Raw genomic sequence first — 19,717 nt, 5'->3', positions numbered from 1 at the left:
CACACCGAAGTGTGGTTATGATTAAAACACCCGGTATTACTGGGTGCTGGTTGTCGTAGTGGTCGTGGTTCCGGTATTGGAGCCATCACCGCCACCGGTTGCCGCCAGCGCGACACCCACGGCTGAACTTACGGTGCTGGTGCTGGCTGCGGTAGAACTTCCCGCAGACGCAGACGTCGCTGCCGACCCTGCTGCTTCCCCGACCTGGACCGGAGCTGCATAGACAGACGTCGCCGCAAGTGCAGATATGGCAAAAATGCCATACAGTACTTTCTTCATAACAATTTCCCTTCAATGAATGAATGGAGATTTGCCCGAAAAGAAATTCAGGCGGAATCGAGTATACACAACTACAGCAGAGGGTTTACCGTGGGGGGAAATAGGGGGACGGTTTTCGGACTAATGGATAAAACAGAAACGAAAAACAAATATTTGAAATAAATAATCGATAAAAATCAATAAATTATAATATATCCTTATTATCTTAGCTCTGCGTATTTTCTTAAAATAAACCGCAGCAATTAGCAGGTTAACCGCCTTTTTCAGATTAAACTCAGAGTCAGAATTTGAGTTAACTAACAGACATCAGGAATTATCCGATAAAAAAATGCCGGCATATCGCCGGCATTTTTCATGACATATTAATTACGCACGCCATGCTTTATAACGGTTAATCAAACCATTGGTGGAGCTGTCGTGGCTGTCGATGGCTTTATCGTCACCCAGCTCTGGCAGAATGCGGTTTGCCAGCTGTTTGCCCAGCTCAACGCCCCACTGGTCAAAGGTGAAGATGTTCAGGATCGCGCCCTGGGTGAAGATCTTGTGCTCGTACAGCGCAATCAGCGCGCCCAGGCTGAACGGGGTGATTTCGCGCAGCAGGATGGAGTTGGTTGGACGGTTGCCTTCGAACACTTTGAACGGCACAACGTGGTCCAGCGTGGCCGGATCTTTACCCTGGTCACGGTATTCCTGCTCAACCACTTCGCGGGATTTACCGAACGCCAGCGCTTCGGTCTGTGCGAAGAAGTTAGACAACAGCTTCGGATGGTGGTCGGACAGCGGGTTGTGCGTGATCGCCGGGGCGATGAAATCGCACGGTACCATTTTGGTACCCTGGTGAATCAGCTGATAGAACGCATGCTGGCCGTTGGTGCCCGGCTCGCCCCAGATGATCGGGCCAGTCTGGTAATCCACCGCGTTGCCGTTACGGTCAACGTACTTACCGTTGGATTCCATGTTGCCCTGCTGGAAGTAGGCCGCAAAACGGTGCATGTACTGGTCGTACGGCAGGATCGCTTCGGTTTCAGCGCCGAAGAAGTTGTTGTACCAGATACCGATCAGCGCCAGCAGCACCGGCAGGTTTTTCTCAGGCGCGGTGGTGGAGAAGTGTTTGTCCATCGCATGCGCGCCGGAGAGCAGCTCAACGAAGTTGTCAAAGCCTACGGACAGGATGATGGACAGACCGATTGCAGACCACAGGGAGTAGCGGCCGCCAACCCAGTCCCAGAACTCGAACATGTTCGCCGTATCGATGCCAAACTCGCCTACCGCTTTACCGTTGGTGGAGAGCGCCGCAAAGTGTTTCGCCACGTGCTTTTCGTCGCCCGCGGTTTTCAGGAACCAGTCACGCGCGCTGTGGGCGTTGGTCATGGTTTCCTGGGTGGTAAAGGTTTTAGACGCCACCAGGAACAGGGTAGTTTCCGGGTTCACGTTTTTCAGCACTTCGGCGATGTGGGTACCATCGACGTTAGAGACAAAGTGCATGTTGAGGTGGTTTTTGTACGGGCGCAGCGCTTCGGTCACCATGAACGGGCCGAGGTCAGAGCCGCCGATACCGATGTTAACCACGTCGGTGATCGCTTTGCCGGTGTAGCCTTTCCAGTTGCCGGAGATGATCGCTTCGGAGAACGTTTTCATCTTTTCCAGCACCGCGTTTACTTCCGGCATCACATCTTTGCCGTCAACGATGATTGGCGTATTGCTACGGTTGCGCAGCGCCACGTGCAGCACGGCACGGTCTTCGGTGCGGTTGATCTTCTCGCCGGAGAACATGGATTTGATGGCGTCGGCCAGCTCGGTCTCTTTCGCCAGATCCTGCAGTTTTGCCAGCGTCTCTTCGGTAATGCGGTTCTTGGAGAAATCCACCAGCATGAGGTCATCGAAGGTCGCGGAGAACTTAGTGAAACGATCGGCATCTTTCGCGAACAGATCCGCGATGGTGACGTCTTTCATTTCATCATAATGTTTCTGGAGTGCCTGCCAGGCAGCGGTCTGCGTTGGGTTGATGTTTTTCATTAGCAATACTCTTCTGATTTGAGAATTGTGACTGCGGTCGATTGTAGCGCCTGCAAATAAAAATTGTGATGGTTTTTATGCCATTGCCCTGGTCTGCATCAAACGCAGGTGAAAAGACCCGAAAAGTATAGCTGCTGTCGAGCCCTTCCGGCGTGGCGAAATGTCGGTCAAAAGGGGGTAAAAAGGAGCATAAAATATGGGCCTGTTATAAGTCCTGTTTCTCAGGGGTACCCCCCCATAAAAAATCCGCATAATCCCAGCATTGACAGGACCTCCCCCGCATTTTATTTATAGGGCCGTATTTTGCGCCTGCACCTGTTTTCGTTTCATTCTTGTGCCAAGGTCGCTTATTAATTCCCTGACACGAGGTTGTTATGACGAGTTTTGTGGTCGCCAAGTTTGGCGGCACCAGTGTGGCCGATTACGATGCCATGAACCGCAGCGCCGATGTGGTGCTGGCCGATCCGAATACCCGCCTGGTGGTGCTCTCTGCATCCGCCGGCGTGACGAACCTGCTGGTTTCTCTGTCTGAAGGACTGGAAGCGACAGAACGTTTCGTGAAGCTGGATGCACTGCGCAAAATTCAGTTCGACATTCTTGAACGTCTGCAAAACCCGAACGTGATCCGCGAAGAAGTGGAGCGCCTGCTGGAAAATATCACCACCCTGGCAGAAGCGGCATCACTGGCCACCTCTACCGCCCTGACCGATGAACTGGTCAGCCACGGTGAATTGATGTCTACCCTGCTGTTCGTTGAAATTATGCGCGAGCGTAACGTTCAGGCGCAGTGGTTTGACGTGCGTAAAGTGATGCGCACCAGCGATCGTTTTGGGCGCGCCGAACCGGACGTTGAGATGCTGGCCGAGCTCACCAACCAGCAGCTGGCGCCGCGCCTGGCAGAAGGCATGGTGATCACCCAGGGCTTTATCGGCAGCGAAGCGAAAGGACGCACGACCACGCTTGGCCGTGGCGGCAGCGATTACACCGCCGCGCTGCTGGGCGAAGCCCTGCACGCAACGCGCGTGGATATCTGGACTGACGTGCCGGGTATTTACACCACCGATCCGCGCGTCGTTTCCGCGGCAAAACGTATTGATGTGATTGCCTTTGAAGAAGCGGCTGAAATGGCCACCTTCGGTGCAAAAGTGCTGCATCCGGCAACGCTGCTGCCTGCCGTGCGCAGCGATATTCCGGTCTTCGTTGGCTCCAGTAAAGATCCAAAAGCGGGCGGGACGCTGGTCTGCAAGAAAACCGAGAACCCGCCACTGTTCCGCGCGCTGGCCCTGCGCCGCCGCCAGACGCTGGTCACGCTGCACAGCCACAATATGCTCCACTCCCGCGGCTTCCTGGCGGAAGTGTTTGGCATCCTCGCGCGCCATAACATCTCTGTAGATTTGATTACCACCTCCGAGGTGAGCATTGCGCTGACGTTGGACACCACCGGCTCTACCTCCACCGGCGACACCCTGCTGACGCAGTCGCTGCTGATTGAGCTGTCTGAGCTGTGCCGCGTGGAGGTCGAAGAAGACCTGGCGCTGGTGGCCATCATCGGTAACAAGCTGTCTCGCGCCTGCGGCGTGGGCAAAGAGGTGTTCGGCGTGCTTGACCCGTTCAACATCCGCATGATCTGCTACGGTGCCTCCAGCTATAACCTTTGCTTCCTGGTCCCTGCCGATCAGGCCGAGCAGGTGGTGCAGAAACTTCATCAGAATTTGTTTGAATAAAATTCGTTAGCACGATAAACAATACCTATAAGCCGGGCACAGACCCGGCTTTTTCATAACTAAACAACACGACAATACTGCAAGGAATTCACTATGTTATCCGCTATCACCCGGCTGTTCCCGCTATGGGCGCTGCTGCTCTCCGTACTCGCGTATTACACCCCTAACACGTTCACGGGCATTGGTCCGTGGGTCACCACGCTGCTGATGCTGATTATGTTCGGCATGGGCGTGCACCTGAAAATCGACGATTTTAAACGCGTGCTGTCGCGCCCGGCGCCGGTGGCTGCAGGGATCTTCCTGCACTACCTGGTGATGCCGCTCGCGGCCTGGCTGCTGGCGATGGCCTTTAAGATGCCGCCCGATCTCTCCGCCGGGATGGTGCTGGTGGGCAGCGTCGCCAGCGGTACGGCATCTAACGTGATGATCTATCTCGCGAAAGGTGACGTGGCGCTCTCCGTGACCATCTCTTCGGTATCCACGCTGGTGGGCGTGATTGCCACACCGCTGTTAACCCGCCTGTACGTGGACGCGCATATTCAGGTGGACGTGATGGGCATGCTGCTCAGCATTCTGCAGATTGTGGTGATCCCGATTGCGCTGGGGCTGGTCATTCACCATCTGTTCCCGCGCGTGGTGAAAGCGGTTGAGCCGTACCTGCCCGCGTTTTCGATGGTCTGCATTCTGGCGATCATCAGCGCCGTGGTGGCTGGTTCCGCGTCGCACATTGCCTCGGTGGGCTTTGTGGTGATCGTCGCGGTGGTGCTGCACAACACCATCGGCCTGCTGGGCGGCTACTGGGGCGGGAAGCTGTTTGGCTTTGACGAGTCCACCTGCCGCACGCTGGCAATCGAGGTAGGCATGCAGAACTCCGGCCTGGCGGCGGCGCTGGGTAAAATTTACTTCTCACCGCTGGCGGCCCTGCCGGGCGCGCTGTTCTCCGTCTGGCATAACCTGTCCGGCTCGCTGCTGGCGGGCTACTGGTCCGGTAAGCCGATTGATGAGCAACCGAAAAAAGATGCGCTGAAGCAGGGTTAATTGACGCGGCTTGCTTTACACTGGAGCCTCCCCATCAGGAGGCTTCAGCAATGGCTACACCACGATTGACCCAGAAAGACATGACGGAAGCCGAGCAGCGCGAACTGAAAACGCTTCTCGACCGCGCCCGCATCGCCCATGGCCGCACGCTGACGAACGCCGAAACCAATCAGGTGAAAAAAGAGTATATCGATAAGCTGATGGCGCAACGTGAGGCTGCGGCGAAAAAAGCCCGCAAGCTGAAAAAAGAGCAGGCTTATAAGCCGGATGCAGAGGCGACCTTTTCCTGGTCCGCCAATACATCAACCCGTGGAAGGCGCTAATCAGCGCCCTTTCTTTTTGCGACCCGGCTGGGTAAAGCGTTTTCCGTTACCCGGCTTGCCCCGCCCTTTCTCTTCCGCCTGCGGTGCCTTCACCACCGGACGTTTAATCGCCTGCGTTTTCGGTTTGGCTTTGGCTTTCGGCTTCGCTTCGGACGAGGAGTTTTCGATAAGCTTGAACAGCTCGATCAGCTCGTCGTCCGTTAAGTCACGCCACTCGCCCAGCGGGATCCCGGACAGGCTGACGTTCATGATGCGCGTACGTTCCAGCTTCGTCACTTCATAACCAAAATACTCGCACATGCGACGGATCTGGCGATTCAGGCCCTGCACCAGCGTGATACGGAACGCAAAGGGCGCTTCTTTTTTGACCTTGCACTTCTTCGTCACGGTGCCCAGAATCGGCACGCCTGCGCCCATGCCGCGGATAAATTCGTCCGTCACCGGCTTGTTCACCGTCACGATGTACTCTTTCTCGTGGTCGTTACCGGCACGCAGAATTTTGTTCACCAGGTCGCCGTGGTTGGTGAGGAAAATCAGCCCCTGAGAGTCTTTATCCAGACGGCCAATCGGGAAAATACGGCTACTGTGGTTCACGAAATCAACAATGTTGTCCCGCTCGCCGTCTTCCGTGGTGCTGACAATCCCAACCGGTTTGTTCAACGCGATAAACACCAGGTCTTCTGCATCACGCGGTTCGATGACCTGACCATTTACTTTAACCACATCGCCAGGGACCACCTGGTCACCGATAGTGGCGCGTTTGCCGTTGAGGAACACGTTACCTTGTTCAATGTAACGGTCCGCCTCGCGACGTGAGCAGATCCCGCTCTCGCTAATGTACTTGTTTAATCGGGTTGATTGAGTTGGCAGCATAGTTTCTCCTGTGAAGGGCGAAATATACCTTAGGTATGGACTGGAAAAAAAGATTAGCCGACGGTAACTGAGACGGGTTTTCCAAGTTTACATAACATCATGATCAGCGTATCAAGGGTGAACTTACTGGTTTTGAGGTTCACGACATCAGACACGCGGGGACGAGAGACGTTTAGCCTGACGGCAGCGTCAGTCTGACGCAGTTTATTCTCCGCAATCCACGAGGAAATTTCCTGCATCAGTTGCCGCTTGATGGCAAGCAACTGCTCAACCTCTTTTTCGGCACTTTCGTGCAACTGTTTAGCTTCACTTTTTTCAAAACCCAGCTCAGCAAAAATGTTCGTTTCTGAAGCTGTCACATGCCGAATTTTTGTATCAACGCGTCTTCCCATTTTCATCCTCTCCGAGCATCAAGCACCGCCTGAAAACGTGCCTTTGCTATGTATTTATCATGGCCTGATGTCCGCTGCGTTTTCTTCTTAAAGCAATGCAGTACGTAAACAGCATCCTCATAACGAGCCAAATAGATGATTCGGTATGCGCCCGTGTCACCGCGTAGCCGTATCTCTGCAACGCCTTTGCCAATCTCTGAGATCGGCTTCCAGTCTGCCGCCTCTAATCCAGCCTGTAATCGATGTAGCTGATACCCTGCATCCCGCCGGATTTCCTCCGGGAAGCCGAGCAAATCATCGAAGGCACTCCCCATCCATGCAATGGGTCTCATTGCTGGTTTTTCTGAAAGCATACCACATCCCTGTATAAAATTTTATACATAAAAGATTACATTGTCTCACTCCACAGGTCTGCTTATGACCTGAGGAGTGACGTTACGTTTTCAGTGGAGTTTGGTCACGCCTCATGGAGAGGATCTGCGAGGCGCTTTCAGAGATTAATACTCATCCCGCTCGTCATCTTCATCCGGCTGTTCCATCACGCTGTAGGCCACCGCGCAGAACAGCGAGTTAAGACGCTTCATATCCCCCAGCAGCCCCAGGTGCAGGGAGCTGGTCTCGATGCTCTGCACGTTCTGCTGGTGCAGACGTTCAACGTGGGCGTGCGAGTAGCGGCGGTTGAGGATGCGGAAACGATGCTTGTTGCGGCGCAGGCGGCGTGCGCTCGGTACGTCGCTGGAGAAGAACACCGACATCGCCAGCTTCAGGTTGCTCACCAGCTTTTCGTGCAGCGCTTCGAGCTCCTTCAGCCCTTCCACGGAGAACGCCCGACGCGCGGCCAGGGATTTGTCCGCGATTTCGCTGCCCATACGCTCAACGATGTCCGAGGCCTGCTCAAGGTTAAGCGACATCTCAATGATTTCAGCCCAGCGGCGCGACTCCTCTTCCGCCAGCTCGTCCTGCGGGATACGCGCCAGATAGAGCTTGATGGCGGTATACAGCACGTTGATGTCGTCCGCCAGCCTGCGCAGCTCTTTTTCCTCGCGCGGCTCGCCGTGCATCACCTTTTTCAGCCCTTCGAGCATGGTTTCCATCGCGTCGCCCATGCGCAGCGTTTCGCGGGCGGCGTTGGCGATGGCCAGCGCGGGGGTGTCCAGCACGGAGGTATCCAGATGCTTCGGCTTAAGGCGCGCGTCCAGCTCCGGTTCATCACGGATAAGACGCTCGCAGAAGCGGGCCATCGGCGCGGCAAACGGCACCATCGCCAGGCAGCGCACCAGGTTATAGAAGACGTGGAAGTAGATCACCAGCTCCGCTTTCGGCAGCGGGAGGTTGTCCATCAGGTTTGCCAGCGGATGGACAAACGGCAGAATAATCAGGCTGCCCACCAGCTTAAACAGCAAACTCCCCAGCGCCACGCGGCGGGCGGCAGCATTGGCCGCGCTGTTGTTAAGCATCGCCAGCAGGCCAGAGCCGAGGTTAGCGCCGATCACCAGACACAGCGCCACCGGGAAGGAGATCGCGCCCGCGGCGGTGAGCGTGGCCGTCAGCAGCACGGCGGCCAGGCTGGAGTAGCTGATGATGGCAAACACTGCCCCGATCAGCGCATCCAGCATGATGTCACCGGTCAGCGAGGCGAAGATGACCTGCACGCCGTTCGCCTGGGTGATAGGCGTCACCGCCTGCACAATCAGCTCCAGCGCCAGCAGAATCAGCCCGAGGCCAATACCCACGCGGCCAAGCTGCCCGGCCCGGGTCTGCTTGCGGCCAAGGAAAAAGATCACACCGATGAAAATCAGCAGCGGCGACAGCCAGGAGAGATCGAACGTCAGGATACGCGCCATCAGCGCGGTACCGACGTCAGCACCCAGCACGATCACCAGCGCCGGGGCGAGCGCGACCAGATCCTGCGCCACGAAGGAGGTGACGAGCATGGTGGTGGCATTGCTGCTTTGCACCAGCGCCGTGACGCCAATCCCCGCGCAGAAGGCGAGCGGCTTCTTCTCAACGCTGCCGCTGAGGACGGTACGTAAGCGCGCGCCGAACACGCGCATCACGCCGGTGCGGACAATATGGGTGCCCCATATGAGCAGTGCGACTGCCGAAAGCAGATGTAACAACGTCAGCACGGAAGTGGGTTCTCCTTATCGTTATAGATTTTATGATTAAGTATAAGGGTTTAAACGTAAGAAAGAGACAGGGCACCGTTGAGGTGCCCTGTTTGTTGTAAGGAAAAGTGACGTTAGTCCGCGTCGTAGCCTAAATTCGGCGCCAGCCAGCGCTCTACCTCAGACACGCTCATGCCTTTGCGCAGGGCGTAATCTTCGATCTGATCGCGCTGCAGCTGCGCCACGGCGAAGTACTTGCTGTCCGGATGACTGAAGTACCAGCCCGACACGGACGCGCCCGGCCACATGGCGAACGACTCGGTGAGCTTCATGCCGGTATGCGCTTCCACGTCCAGCAGTTTCCAGATAGTGCCTTTTTCGGTGTGTTCCGGACAGGCCGGATAGCCCGGCGCCGGACGAATCCCCTGGTAGTTTTCGCGGATCAACTCCTCGTTGCTGAGATTCTCATTCGCCGCGTAACCCCAGTACACCTTACGTACGCGTTCGTGCAGGTATTCAGCAAAGGCTTCCGCCAGGCGGTCAGCAATCGCTTTCACCATGATCTTATTGTAATCATCGTGTTGCGCTTCAAACGCGTCCGCCAGGGCGTCTTCTTCCAGACCGCCGGTTACCGCAAAGGCGCCGATATAGTCAGCTTTCCCGCTCAGCTTCGGCGCAACGAAATCCGCCAGGCAGTAGTTGGCAAAGCCCACTTTTTCGGTTTGCTGCCGCAGGTGATGGCTCACGGCCAGCACGTGGGTGCGGGTTTCATCGCGATAGATTTCTACGTCGTCACCCACGCGGTTCGCCGGGAACAGCCCCACTACGCCGCGCGGGTTGAGGGTTTTCTCTGCGCTCAGCGTGTCCAGCATATCGTTGGCGTCTTTAAACAGACGCTTCGCCTCTTCGCCTACGACTTCATCTTCGAGGATGCGCGGATATTTGCCCGCCAGCGACCAGGTCATAAAGAACGGCGTCCAGTCAATGTAGTTGCGCAGCGTCTCGATGCTGGCCGTCACGTCCTGCACGCCCAGACGATGCGCGACCGGCGGCGTATAGCTTGCCCAGTCAAAGGCCAGGTCGTTATCGCGTGCGGCAGCGAGCGTCACCGGCGGCGTGCGCGGTTTTTTGCGCCCGTGCTGCACGCGAACGGTTTCGTACTCCTGGCGGGTGCGCGCCACAAAATCGTCGCGCTGAGTCTCGGAGAGCAGTGCGGAAACCACGCCCACCGTGCGCGAGGCGTTCTGCACGTAAACCGTCGGTCCGCTGTAGTTCTGCTCGATCTTCACTGCCGTGTGCGCTTTCGAGGTGGTCGCCCCGCCAATCAGCAGCGGAATGGTGAAGCCCTGACGCTCCATCTCTTTTGCCACGTTGACCATTTCGTCGAGCGACGGCGTAATCAGGCCGGAGAGGCCAATCAGATCGGCGTTCACTTCGCGCGCAGTCTTGAGGATTTTATCCGCCGGAACCATCACGCCAAGGTCGATAATTTCGTAGTTATTACACTGCAACACCACGCCAACAATGTTTTTGCCGATGTCGTGCACGTCGCCCTTCACGGTGGCGATAACCATTTTACCGTTGCTGGAGCCCTTCTCTTTGCTGGCTTCGATGAAGGGTTCAAGATAAGCCACTGCCTGCTTCATGACGCGAGCGGATTTCACCACCTGCGGCAGGAACATCTTGCCCTCGCCGAACAGATCGCCGACCACGTTCATGCCGTCCATCAGCGGCCCTTCGATCACCTCAATCGGGCGGGCTGCCTGCTGACGCGCTTCCTCGGTGTCCTGCTCGATGAACTCGGTAATCCCTTTCACCAGCGAGTATTCCAGACGCTTTTTCACGTCCCAGGAACGCCACTCGGCCTGCTGAACATTGGACGATTCATCCGATTTACTGCCGCGGTATTTTTCCGCCAGGTCGAGCATGCGCTCGGTGGCGTCGTCGCGACGGTTGAGGATCACGTCCTCTACGGCATCGCGCAGTTCAGCAGGCAGATCGTCGTAAATCGCCAGCTGTCCGGCGTTGACGATACCCATGTCCATCCCATTGCGGATGGCGTAGTAGAGGAACACGGCGTGGATCGCCTCACGCACCGGGTCGTTGCCGCGGAACGAGAACGAGACGTTCGACACGCCGCCGGAGATCAGCGCATGCGGCAGCTCGCGCTTGATGTCTTCACACGCGCCGATAAAGTCCTGGGCGTAGTTGTTGTGCTCTTCGATGCCGGTCGCGACGGCAAAGATGTTCGGGTCGAAAATAATGTCTTCCGGCGGGAAGCCCACCTCTTCGGTCAGAATTTTGTACGCGCGGCGGCATATCTCAATTTTGCGCTCGCGGGTGTCGGCCTGGCCCACCTCATCGAAGGCCATCACCACCACGGCCGCACCGTAGCGGCGCACCATCTTCGCGTGGTGGATAAAGATATCCACGCCCTCTTTCATCGAGATGGAGTTAACGATGCCTTTGCCCTGAATGCACTTCAGCCCTTTTTCGATGACCTCCCACTTGGAGGAGTCAATCATGATCGGCACGCGGGCGATATCCGGCTCACCGGCAATCAGGTTGAGGAAACGCACCATCGCCGCTTCGGCGTCAAGCATCCCCTCGTCCATGTTGATATCGATAATCTGCGCCCCGCTTTCCACCTGCTGGCGGGCGACGTCCAGCGCTTCGCTGTACTTCTCTTCTTTGATCAGGCGCTTGAATTTAGCGGAACCGGTAACGTTGGTACGTTCACCCACGTTCACAAACAGGCTGTCGTCGCCGATGGTCAACGGCTCCAGGCCGGAAAGGCGACAGGCAACCGGCAGCTCGGGCAGCTTGCGCGGCGGCAGCCCGTCCACGGCGCGGCTCATGGCGGCGATGTGCTCCGGCGTGGTGCCGCAGCAGCCGCCGACGATGTTCAGGAAGCCTGACTCGGCCCACTCGCGGATTTGCGCCGCCATGGTGTCAGCATCCAGATCGTACTCGCCAAACGCGTTCGGCAGACCGGCGTTCGGATGCGCGGTAACGTAGCATTCGGCGATGCGCGAAAGCTCCTGCACGTACTGACGCAGTTCGTCTGGTCCCAGCGCGCAGTTCAGGCCGAAGGAGAGCGCGTCGGCGTGGCGCAGGGAGTTATAAAACGCTTCGGTTGTCTGGCCGGACAGGGTGCGGCCGGAGGCGTCGGTGATGGTGCCGGAGATCATGATCGGCAGGTCAACGCCCAGCGCCTCAAACTCCTCTTTCACCGCGTATATCGCGGCTTTGGCGTTGAGGGTATCGAACACCGTTTCAATCAGGATCAGGTCGGAGCCACCTTCCACCAGCGCTTTGGTCGATTCACGATACGCCGTAACCAGCTGGTCAAAGGTGATATTACGAAACGCCGGGTCGTTGACGTCCGGTGAAATCGACGCGGTGCGGTTGGTCGGGCCAAGCACCCCGGCAACGTAGCGCGGCTTGTCCGGCGTGCGGGCCGTCCACTCGTCGGCACAGGCGCGGGCGAGCCTGGCCGCCTCATAGTTGATCTCCGCCGACAGGGATTCCATCTGGTAATCCGCCATGGCGATGGTTGTCGAGTTGAAGGTGTTAGTTTCAACGATATCCGCACCCGCTTCAAAGTAGGCATTGTGGATATCCTTAATCACGGACGGCTTGCTGAGCACCAGCAGGTCGTTGTTTCCTTTCAGGTCGCAGGGCCAGTCGGCGAAGCGCTCGCCGCGGAAATCGTCTTCGCTCAGACGATAGCTCTGGATCATGGTGCCCATGCCGCCGTCCAGCACCAGAATTCGTTCATTTAACTGCGCACGCAGTTGCTCTACTTTGCTGCTCACACTTGCTCCCGACAACGCTCAACAAGGCCAAAAGGCTGCGTTCCATACTGGCACAATCTCGCAGGGTGGAAAAGTCACGCCGCGGTAACATGAGACATGTTCACCATCACTCCTCCGATCAGTCAGGAAAGCGGTTGCAAATTCACCAAATAAAACGAAAATGATTTCCACGATACAGAAAAAGGAGATCGTCATGGTCGCGACCGTTCCCGCCAAACGCGGCAGAAAACCTGCCGCCACCGCCGCTGCACAACCCGGCGGACAGGTTCAATCCCTGACGCGCGGTCTGAAGCTGCTGGAGTGGATAGCCGAATCGCACGGCAGCGTGGCCCTGACGGAGCTGGCCCAGCAGGCTGGTCTGCCGAACTCCACCACGCACCGCCTGCTGACCACCATGCAGCAGCTGGGCTTTGTCCGCCAGGTCGGCGAGCTGGGGCACTGGGCGGTGGGCGCGCATGCGTTTATCGTGGGCAGCAGCTTCCTGCAGAGCCGTAACCTGCTGGCGATTGTGCACCCGATCCTGCGCAAGCTGATGGAGGAGTCCGGCGAGACGGTGAACCTTGCGGTGCTCGACCAGAGCGACCACCAGGCGATTATCATCGACCAGGTGCAGTGCACGCAGTTGATGCGCATGTCCGCGCCGATTGGCGGCAAGCTGCCGATGCACGCATCCGGGGCGGGGAAAGCGTTTCTCTCGCAGCTGAGCGAAGAGCAGGTGACCGGGCTGCTGCACCGAAAAGGGCTGCACGCCTATACCCACGCCACGCTGGTGTCGCCGGTGCATCTGAAAGAAGATCTGGCGTTGACCCGCAAGCGCGGCTATTCGTTTGATGACGAAGAACATGCCCTTGGGCTGCGCTGCCTCGCGGCCTGTATTTTCGACGAACATCGCGAGCCGTTTGCTGCGATCTCCATCTCTGGCCCCATCTCACGTATGACCGACGACCGGGTGACCGAGCTGGGCGCGCTGGTGATTAAGGCCGCGAAAGAGGTGACGCTGGCGTACGGTGGGATTCGTTAAACCGCACACAAAACCGCTGCTTGCGGCGGTAAGCGTACACATCTTCCACATGCCCCTTTTTGATCCGCGTTTGTAGCCCGCGCCAGTAGCTGGCGTGGAACAGATCTTCATGCATTTCTTCAAATAACGGCCCGATGCGTGGGTCCGCACACAGCCAGTGGCGAAACTCCTCGGGAAACACATCGCCCGGCGAAACGCTGTACCACGGCTCGCTGGAGAGCTCATCCTCCGGGTAACGGGGCGGCGGGATATCGCGAAAGTTCACCTCGGTCATGTAGCAAATTTCATCGTAATCGTAGAACACCACTCGCCCGTGACGGGTGACGCCGAAGTTTTTAAACAGCATATCGCCAGGGAAGATATTGGCGGCGGCGAGCTGGCGGATGGCGTTGCCGTACTCTTCAATGGCATCACGTAATGCCTGGCCCTCTGACTGTTCCAGCCAGATATTGAGCGGCACCATACGGCGCTCAATGTAGAGATGGCTAATCGCTATTTTATCGCCCAGATCGGTGATTTTCGTCGGCGCTTCCTGCATTAACAGCGACATGAGCGCCGGATCGATCTGCTGCTTATCCAGCACAAAGTTTTCAAACTCCTGGGTATCGGCCATTCGCCCGACGCGATCGTGCTCTTTTACCAGCTGATAGCAGGCGCGGACGTGGGCTGCGGTCATCTCTTTCTGCGGGGCGAATCTGTCTTTTATCACCTTAAAGACCCGGTCGAATCCCGGCAGCGTGAAAACCAGCATCACCATGCCGCGGATACCTGGCGCTTCGATAAACTGCTCATCCGCCGCGGTGACATAGCGCAGATACTCCCGATAACTTTCCGTTTTGGCATGCTTCTGACAGCCAATCGCCATATACAACTCGGCGGTGGTTTTGCCCGGCAGGATCTCGCGCAGCCACTCCACCAGGGCGGCAGGCAGCGGGGCGTACACCATGAAATAGGAGCGGGCAAAGCCAAACACGATGCTGGCCTCGGCGCTGGTGGTCAGGCAGGTATCGACAAACAGTTCGCCGTCGTCGGTACGGTGAATGGGCAACAGAAACGGCACAATGGCCGTCGGCGTAACCAGTTTGCCCACCAGCCAGGCGGCCTTATTCCGGTAGAACAGCTCGTTGGCCACCTGCAAATGGCTGCGGCTGAGCACCTCCTCGCCGTAGGTTTCACGAAGATGCGCATGGATATAGCCGATATCCCGGAGCTTGTTCTCCCACGGCAGGCGCAGCGGCAAATCCGTTAAGATGCGATGCAGGAGCTTTTCCCACCCGCGATCGGGGAAAAAATCTTTCGCCAGCGGACGCGGAATGGTACGGAAGCGGCGCTCAGGCTGGGAGCTGAAGATAAATAACCGCTCAGGAGATAATGAGCGGTGGTCAAATAACCGGCAATAGACGGAGTTGAAAAAGCTCTCCGCAATCTCGAAGCGAGGGTAGTCGGGTAACAGATGGGTGTAATGCTCTTTCACGCGCAGTAAAAATGCCGCGTCCGGGCTTTTACCGTCGGTAATACAGCGCAGCTGCTCCACCACCAGACCCACATGATGGTCATAGAGATGAATACGCTGCTTCATGGCCTGCTGAACCGCATGCCAGTCTGCATGTTCGAAGCGCTGCTGCGCGCCGGAGGTCACTTCCAGAAAACGGCCATACTGGGCATCAAAGCCCTGCAGAATGGTTTGGGCAATCAGCAATTCCAGGCCACGCGACATATATTCCCCCTCACCCCGTCCCTCTCCCCGGAGGGGAGAGGGGGAAAAGTTTAGAACTGTGCTTCTTCGGTTGACCCCGTTAAGGCGGTAACGGATGAGGTGCCTCCCTGGATGATGGTCGTCACGTTATCAAAGTAGCCCGTACCCACTTCCTGCTGGTGAGAAACAAAGGTATAGCCGTCTTTACCAGCGGCAAACTCCGGCTGCTGCACCTTCTCAACGTAGTGCTTCATGCCCTCCCCCTGCGCGTAAGCGTGCGCCAGGTCGAACATGTTGAACCACATGCTGTGGATGCCTGCCAGGGTGATGAACTGGTACTTGTAGCCCATATCCGACAGCTGCTGCTGGAAGCTGGCGATGGTTTTGTCATCCAGCTTTTTCTGCCAGTTGAAGGACGGCGAACAGTTGTAGGCCAGCAGTTTGCCCGGGTATTTCGCATGAATCGCATCGGCAAAGCGCTTCGCCAGCGTCAGATCCGGCGTGGACGTTTCACACCAGACCAGGTCGGCGTAAGGGGCATAGGCCAGGCCGCGGCTGATGGCCTGTTCGATACCGGCATGCGTGCGATAGAACCCCTCGCTGGTGCGCTCGCCGGTAATAAATTCGCTATCGTACGGATCGCAGTCAGAGGTAATCAGGTCCGCAGCATCCGCATCGGTACGGGCAATCACCAGCGTCGGCACGCCGAGCACGTCAGCAGCGAGACGCGCGGCAACCAGCTTCTGAATCGCTTCCTGGGTCGGGACGAGAACTTTTCCGCCCATATGCCCGCACTTCTTCACCGACGCCAGCTGGTCTTCGAAGTGAACGGCCGCTGCACCGGCCTCAATCATCGATTTCATCAGTTCGAAGGCGTTCAGCACGCCGCCGAAGCCCGCTTCCGCATCCGCCACGATCGGCAGGAAGTAATCAATAAAACGCGGATCGTTGGGCTCAATGCCTGCGGCCCACTGGATCTGATCCGCGCGGCGGAAGGTATTGTTGATCCGATCCACCACCGACGGTACCGAGTTGGCTGGATAAAGAGATTGATCCGGATACATGCTGGAGGCCAGGTTAGCGTCCGCCGCGACCTGCCAGCCGGAAAGGTAAATGGCTTCTATGCCGGCCTTCGCCTGCTGCAAAGCCTGACCGCCGGTCAGCGCACCGAGGCTGTTGATATAACCCTTTTTGGAGCCACCGTGCAGCAGCTTCCACATTTTCGCCGCACCGTTCTGTGCCAGCGTGCATTCCGGGTTGACCGAGCCGCGTAATTTCACCACGTCCTCCGCGCTGTAAGGACGGCGGATGCCTTCCCAGCGCGGTTGAGTCCACTCTTTCTTTAATTCTTCGATTTGTTGGGTACGGGTTTTCATGTGCAGATGCTCCATATTGTTATGTGGTGAGTTACGCCAGGAAGCGGTAGCCTGGCAGGGTCAGGAAGTCGATTAAGTCATCTGATGTGGTGATTTGCTCCATCAGCCGCGCTGCGTCGTCAAAGCGTCCGCTGCTGAAGCGGTGTTCGCCCAGCTCGTCCTGGATGACCCGCATCTCTTCGGCCAGCATCTGACGGAACAGGGCTTTGGTGACCGGCTTGCCGTTGCTGAGCGTTTTTTGATGGTGGATCCACTGCCAGATAGAGGTGCGCGAAATTTCCGCCGTGGCAGCATCTTCCATCAGGCCGTAGATAGGCACGCAGCCGTTGCCGGAGATCCACGCTTCGATGTACTGGACCGCGACGCGAATATTGGCACGCATCCCCTCTTCCGTTCGCTCGCCCGCGCACGGTGCCAGCAGCTGTTCTTCAGCCGTTGGGGCATCTTCTTCGCGCGTGACAAACAGCTGATTTTTGTTATCGCCGAGTACGCGATTGAAGACCTCCATCGCCGTATCGGCCAGGCCCGGATGGGCAATCCACGTGCCGTCGTGACCGTTACGGGCTTCCAGCTCTTTATCGGCTTTCACCTTGTTGAGCACCTGATTATTGCGCTCCGCGTCTTTGCTCGGAATAAAGGCCGCCATGCCGCCCATCGCAAAGGCACCGCGCTTGTGGCAGGTTTTAATCAGCAGACGCGAATAGGCGCTCAGGAAGGGTTTATCCATGGTCACGACCTGGCGGTCCGGCAGTACGCGATCGGGATAGTTTTTCAGCGTCTTGATGTAGCTGAAAATATAGTCCCAGCGTCCGCAGTTCAGGCCGACAATGTGGTCGCGCAGGGCATGCAGAATTTCATTCATCTGGAACACGGCGGGCAGCGTTTCAATCAGCAGCGTGGCCTTGATCGTGCCGCGCGGCAGGTTGAATCGATCTTCCGCGTAGCTAAATACTTCGCTCCACCAGGCGGCTTCCTGCCAGGCCTGCGTTTTTGGCAGATAGAAATAGGGACCGCTACCTTTTGCCAGCAGGTTTTTGTAGTTATGGAAGAAATAAAGTGCGAAATCAAACAGGCTGCCCGGAATGGCTTCTCCACGCCATGTGACATGTTTTTCAGGGAGGTGCAGACCTCGTACGCGACAGATCAGCACCGCCGGATTCGGTTTGAGCTGGTAGATTTTCCCGGCTTCGTTGGTGTAGCTGATGGTGCCGTTGACGGCATCGCGCAGGTTGATCTGCCCGTCGATAACTTTGTTCCAGTCCGGGGCCAGCGAATCTTCAAAATCGGCCATAAAGACTTTAACGTTGGCGTTCATGGCGTTGATCACCATTTTGCGCTCTACCGGACCAGTGATCTCAACGCGACGATCCTGTAAATCTTCAGGAATGCCGCGGATTTTCCACTCACCACGACGAATGGAAGCAGTTTCCGAAATAAATCCTGGCAACTTGCCGTTATCGATTTCCTGCTGTTGGTGAATGCGTGCCGCCAGCAGCTTATTGCGCTGCGGCGTAAAGCGGGTCACCAGCTCAGTCAGAAACTCTACCGCTTCGGCCGTCAAAACCTGCTGTTCTTGCTCACCATTCGGCTGGGTAAAGGTCAATTCATCGACCGTGGTTGCCTGTTGAGTCATCGTTCTGCTCCTCATCAAAGATCCAAAATCACGCCCCCAATGCGAACGAAAGATCGTTGTGTAGTTTTCGCTCAGCAGAATTAAGACTATCTATAATTTTTCCAAAATCAAAAACAATTTCCATTTTAATTTTAATTACAACGCAACATAATGATTAATATGGAGTTAAAGTTTCCTGGTATGTTGAACAGGATTTCGGAAATAAAAAAGGCACCCGAAGGTGCCTGATCTGAATAGCTGAAACGCTTTAGGATCGTTTAATGCAGACGATTACTCCAGCGTCGGATTCATGTGGCGAAGATCGTACGGCGTAATCTGGTAGACGTAATAGTTGAGCCAGTTAGTGAACAACAGGTTTCCGTGGCTGCGCCAGGTTGCCCTCGGCTTGTTCTGCGGATCGTTTTTCGGGAAATAGTTGTACGGGATATCCGGATTAAGACCCGCTTCGACATCACGGAAATACTCTGATGCGAGAGTATCGGGATCATACTCAGGATGGCCGGTAACGAACGCGATACGTTTGTCTTTACTGGCAAACAGGTAGGCATCCCCGTCTTCCGTTTCGGCCAGGATCTCCAGATCGGTGTAATCACGAATCAGCTGGGCCGGAAAATCGGCGTAGCGAGAATGCGGGGCCAGGAAGGTGTCATCAAAACCACGCGTCAGCAGCGCGTGTGGATGAAGAATGTGGTGTTCGTATACGCCGGAGAGCTTTTGAGTGCGGGTTTGCTTGGGAATACCGTAGAGAATGTTGAGTGCAGCCTGTACCGCCCAGCAGACAAACAGCGTTGACGTGACGTGATCTTTTGCCCACTCCAGCACCTGTTTGATCTGCGGCCAGTAAGCAACATCGTTAAATTCAACCAGACCGAGCGGCGCGCCTGTCACAATCAGTCCGTCGAAGTTTTCCCCCCGAATATCTTCGAAGTTACAGTAGAAGTTATTTAGATGCTCAGAGGGCGTGTTACGTGACTCGCGGGCATCAATACGTAGCAGTTGAATATCGACCTGCAGCGGGGAGTTCGACAGCAGACGCAGAAACTGATTCTCCGTCTCAATCTTTTTCGGCATCAGGTTGAGGATGAGAACCTTCAGCGGGCGAATTTCCTGACCTGTCGCGCGTGAAGCCGTCATCACGAAGACGTTCTCTTCACGTAAGAAATTGACGGCTGGTAGCTCGTCCTGCACCCGAATCGGCATAACCTTACTTCCTCACAATATACGTATAAACGTTTAGACATCCAGACAGCTAACGATACCCAGAAATGGTATGAATGTCGAGCCTGCAAGTCGAAGGTGAGAAAGTTTCAGGGAGAGGGAGAAAAACAAAAGCAAAAAACCCCGCACCTTACGGTACGGGGTTCTTCTTAATTGATGCCTGGCAGTTCCCTACTCTCACATGGGGAGACCCCACACTACC

The 19,717-nt window shown here is 56.4% G+C and carries 15 protein-coding genes; 4 read left to right on the top strand and 11 right to left on the bottom strand.

The features are described 5' to 3' along the window. Positions 1-36: 36 nt before the first annotated feature. Together yjbE and pgi are read right to left on the bottom strand one after the other, a co-directional pair. On the bottom strand, positions 37-279 hold the full coding sequence (gene yjbE, locus IM294_RS20775; protein WP_013095034.1) for an exopolysaccharide production protein YjbE: 243 nt from the start codon (positions 277-279) through the stop codon (positions 37-39). Positions 280-645: 366 nt separating this feature from the next. Next, positions 646-2,295, bottom strand: a complete 1,650-nt coding sequence (pgi, locus tag IM294_RS20770) for a glucose-6-phosphate isomerase (protein WP_126818792.1) — start codon at positions 2,293-2,295, stop codon at positions 646-648. A 374-nt stretch (positions 2,296-2,669) separates the two neighbouring features. Between pgi and lysC the strand changes: the two genes are divergently transcribed. The 3 genes from lysC to IM294_RS20755 all read left to right on the top strand — a co-directional run bounded on the left by lysC (position 2,670) and on the right by IM294_RS20755 (position 5,380). After that, positions 2,670-4,019: a lysine-sensitive aspartokinase 3 gene (lysC, locus tag IM294_RS20765; RefSeq protein WP_041911575.1), complete on the top strand. Its 1,350-nt coding sequence runs from the start codon at positions 2,670-2,672 to the stop codon at positions 4,017-4,019. A 93-nt stretch (positions 4,020-4,112) separates the two neighbouring features. Further along, complete coding sequence (gene panS / locus IM294_RS20760; RefSeq protein ID WP_028015121.1) at positions 4,113-5,057, top strand: ketopantoate/pantoate/pantothenate transporter PanS; 945 nt, start codon at positions 4,113-4,115, stop codon at positions 5,055-5,057. 50 nt (positions 5,058-5,107) lie between these two features. Then, entirely contained in the window at positions 5,108-5,380 is a 273-nt protein-coding gene (locus tag IM294_RS20755; RefSeq protein ID WP_003860346.1) for a DUF3811 domain-containing protein, read from the top strand. Here IM294_RS20755 and rluF read toward each other — a convergent pair whose 3' ends face one another. From rluF to metH, 5 genes are all read right to left on the bottom strand, one after another. Then, positions 5,381-6,253, bottom strand: coding sequence for a 23S rRNA pseudouridine(2604) synthase RluF (rluF, locus tag IM294_RS20750; protein WP_022646725.1), 873 nt, complete (start codon positions 6,251-6,253; stop codon positions 5,381-5,383). 53 nt (positions 6,254-6,306) lie between these two features. Beyond that, a complete protein-coding gene (locus IM294_RS20745) occupies positions 6,307-6,645 on the bottom strand; it encodes a helix-turn-helix domain-containing protein (RefSeq protein ID WP_126818793.1) in 339 nt (112 codons plus the stop codon). Positions 6,646-6,647: 2 nt separating this feature from the next. Then, positions 6,648-6,998: a type II toxin-antitoxin system RelE/ParE family toxin gene (locus IM294_RS20740; protein ID WP_032654612.1), complete on the bottom strand. Its 351-nt coding sequence runs from the start codon at positions 6,996-6,998 to the stop codon at positions 6,648-6,650. 144 nt (positions 6,999-7,142) lie between these two features. After that, a complete protein-coding gene (locus IM294_RS20735) occupies positions 7,143-8,774 on the bottom strand; it encodes a Na/Pi cotransporter family protein (protein WP_126818794.1) in 1,632 nt (543 codons plus the stop codon). Positions 8,775-8,887: 113 nt separating this feature from the next. Beyond that, positions 8,888-12,571, bottom strand: coding sequence for a methionine synthase (gene metH, locus IM294_RS20730; RefSeq protein WP_126818795.1), 3,684 nt, complete (start codon positions 12,569-12,571; stop codon positions 8,888-8,890). Positions 12,572-12,764: 193 nt separating this feature from the next. On the opposite strand from metH, the gene iclR reads away from it, so the two are divergent. Beyond that, the gene (gene iclR / locus IM294_RS20725; RefSeq protein WP_074148023.1) at positions 12,765-13,592 is read left to right on the top strand and encodes a glyoxylate bypass operon transcriptional repressor IclR; all 828 of its coding nucleotides are present in this window, start codon (positions 12,765-12,767) and stop codon (positions 13,590-13,592) included. Here the strand turns inward: iclR and aceK are convergent. From aceK to metA, 4 genes are all read right to left on the bottom strand, one after another. Next, positions 13,546-15,309: a bifunctional isocitrate dehydrogenase kinase/phosphatase gene (gene aceK, locus IM294_RS20720; RefSeq protein ID WP_126818796.1), complete on the bottom strand. Its 1,764-nt coding sequence runs from the start codon at positions 15,307-15,309 to the stop codon at positions 13,546-13,548. The two genes, iclR and aceK, sit on opposite strands and share 47 nt — an antisense overlap. 50 nt (positions 15,310-15,359) lie before the next feature. Next, positions 15,360-16,664 carry an isocitrate lyase gene (aceA, locus tag IM294_RS20715; RefSeq protein WP_126818797.1) on the bottom strand — a complete coding sequence of 435 codons (1,305 nt, stop codon included), beginning with the start codon at positions 16,662-16,664 and terminating at the stop codon, positions 15,360-15,362. 31 nt (positions 16,665-16,695) lie between these two features. Beyond that, positions 16,696-18,297: a malate synthase A gene (gene aceB / locus IM294_RS20710; protein ID WP_047362605.1), complete on the bottom strand. Its 1,602-nt coding sequence runs from the start codon at positions 18,295-18,297 to the stop codon at positions 16,696-16,698. 270 nt (positions 18,298-18,567) lie between these two features. Next, on the bottom strand, positions 18,568-19,497 hold the full coding sequence (gene metA, locus IM294_RS20705; protein ID WP_045631510.1) for a homoserine O-succinyltransferase: 930 nt from the start codon (positions 19,495-19,497) through the stop codon (positions 18,568-18,570). Positions 19,498-19,717: the final 220 nt, after the last annotated feature.

It is taken from the genome of Enterobacter cloacae complex sp. P43RS, assembly GCF_014930585.1.
GTDB lineage: Bacteria > Pseudomonadota > Gammaproteobacteria > Enterobacterales > Enterobacteriaceae > Enterobacter > Enterobacter bugandensis.
This window is presented reverse-complemented; position numbering and strand designations above follow the sequence as displayed.

What these genes read in the sequence shown, in the direction of transcription:
- IM294_RS20745 (WP_126818793.1), bottom strand. Translation starts at nt 6,645, where the DNA reads ATGGGAAGACGCGTTGATACAAAAATTCGGCATGTGACAGCTTCAGAA.
- aceB (WP_047362605.1), bottom strand. Translation starts at nt 18,297, where the DNA reads ATGACTCAACAGGCAACCACGGTCGATGAATTGACCTTTACCCAGCCG.
- pgi (WP_126818792.1), bottom strand. Translation starts at nt 2,295, where the DNA reads ATGAAAAACATCAACCCAACGCAGACCGCTGCCTGGCAGGCACTCCAG.
- iclR (WP_074148023.1), top strand. Translation starts at nt 12,765, where the DNA reads ATGGTCGCGACCGTTCCCGCCAAACGCGGCAGAAAACCTGCCGCCACC.
- yjbE (WP_013095034.1), bottom strand. Translation starts at nt 279, where the DNA reads ATGAAGAAAGTACTGTATGGCATTTTTGCCATATCTGCACTTGCGGCG.
- metA (WP_045631510.1), bottom strand. Translation starts at nt 19,497, where the DNA reads ATGCCGATTCGGGTGCAGGACGAGCTACCAGCCGTCAATTTCTTACGT.
- aceK (WP_126818796.1), bottom strand. Translation starts at nt 15,309, where the DNA reads ATGTCGCGTGGCCTGGAATTGCTGATTGCCCAAACCATTCTGCAGGGC.
- IM294_RS20755 (WP_003860346.1), top strand. Translation starts at nt 5,108, where the DNA reads ATGGCTACACCACGATTGACCCAGAAAGACATGACGGAAGCCGAGCAG.
- rluF (WP_022646725.1), bottom strand. Translation starts at nt 6,253, where the DNA reads ATGCTGCCAACTCAATCAACCCGATTAAACAAGTACATTAGCGAGAGC.
- IM294_RS20740 (WP_032654612.1), bottom strand. Translation starts at nt 6,998, where the DNA reads ATGCTTTCAGAAAAACCAGCAATGAGACCCATTGCATGGATGGGGAGT.
- aceA (WP_126818797.1), bottom strand. Translation starts at nt 16,664, where the DNA reads ATGAAAACCCGTACCCAACAAATCGAAGAATTAAAGAAAGAGTGGACT.
- panS (WP_028015121.1), top strand. Translation starts at nt 4,113, where the DNA reads ATGTTATCCGCTATCACCCGGCTGTTCCCGCTATGGGCGCTGCTGCTC.
- lysC (WP_041911575.1), top strand. Translation starts at nt 2,670, where the DNA reads ATGACGAGTTTTGTGGTCGCCAAGTTTGGCGGCACCAGTGTGGCCGAT.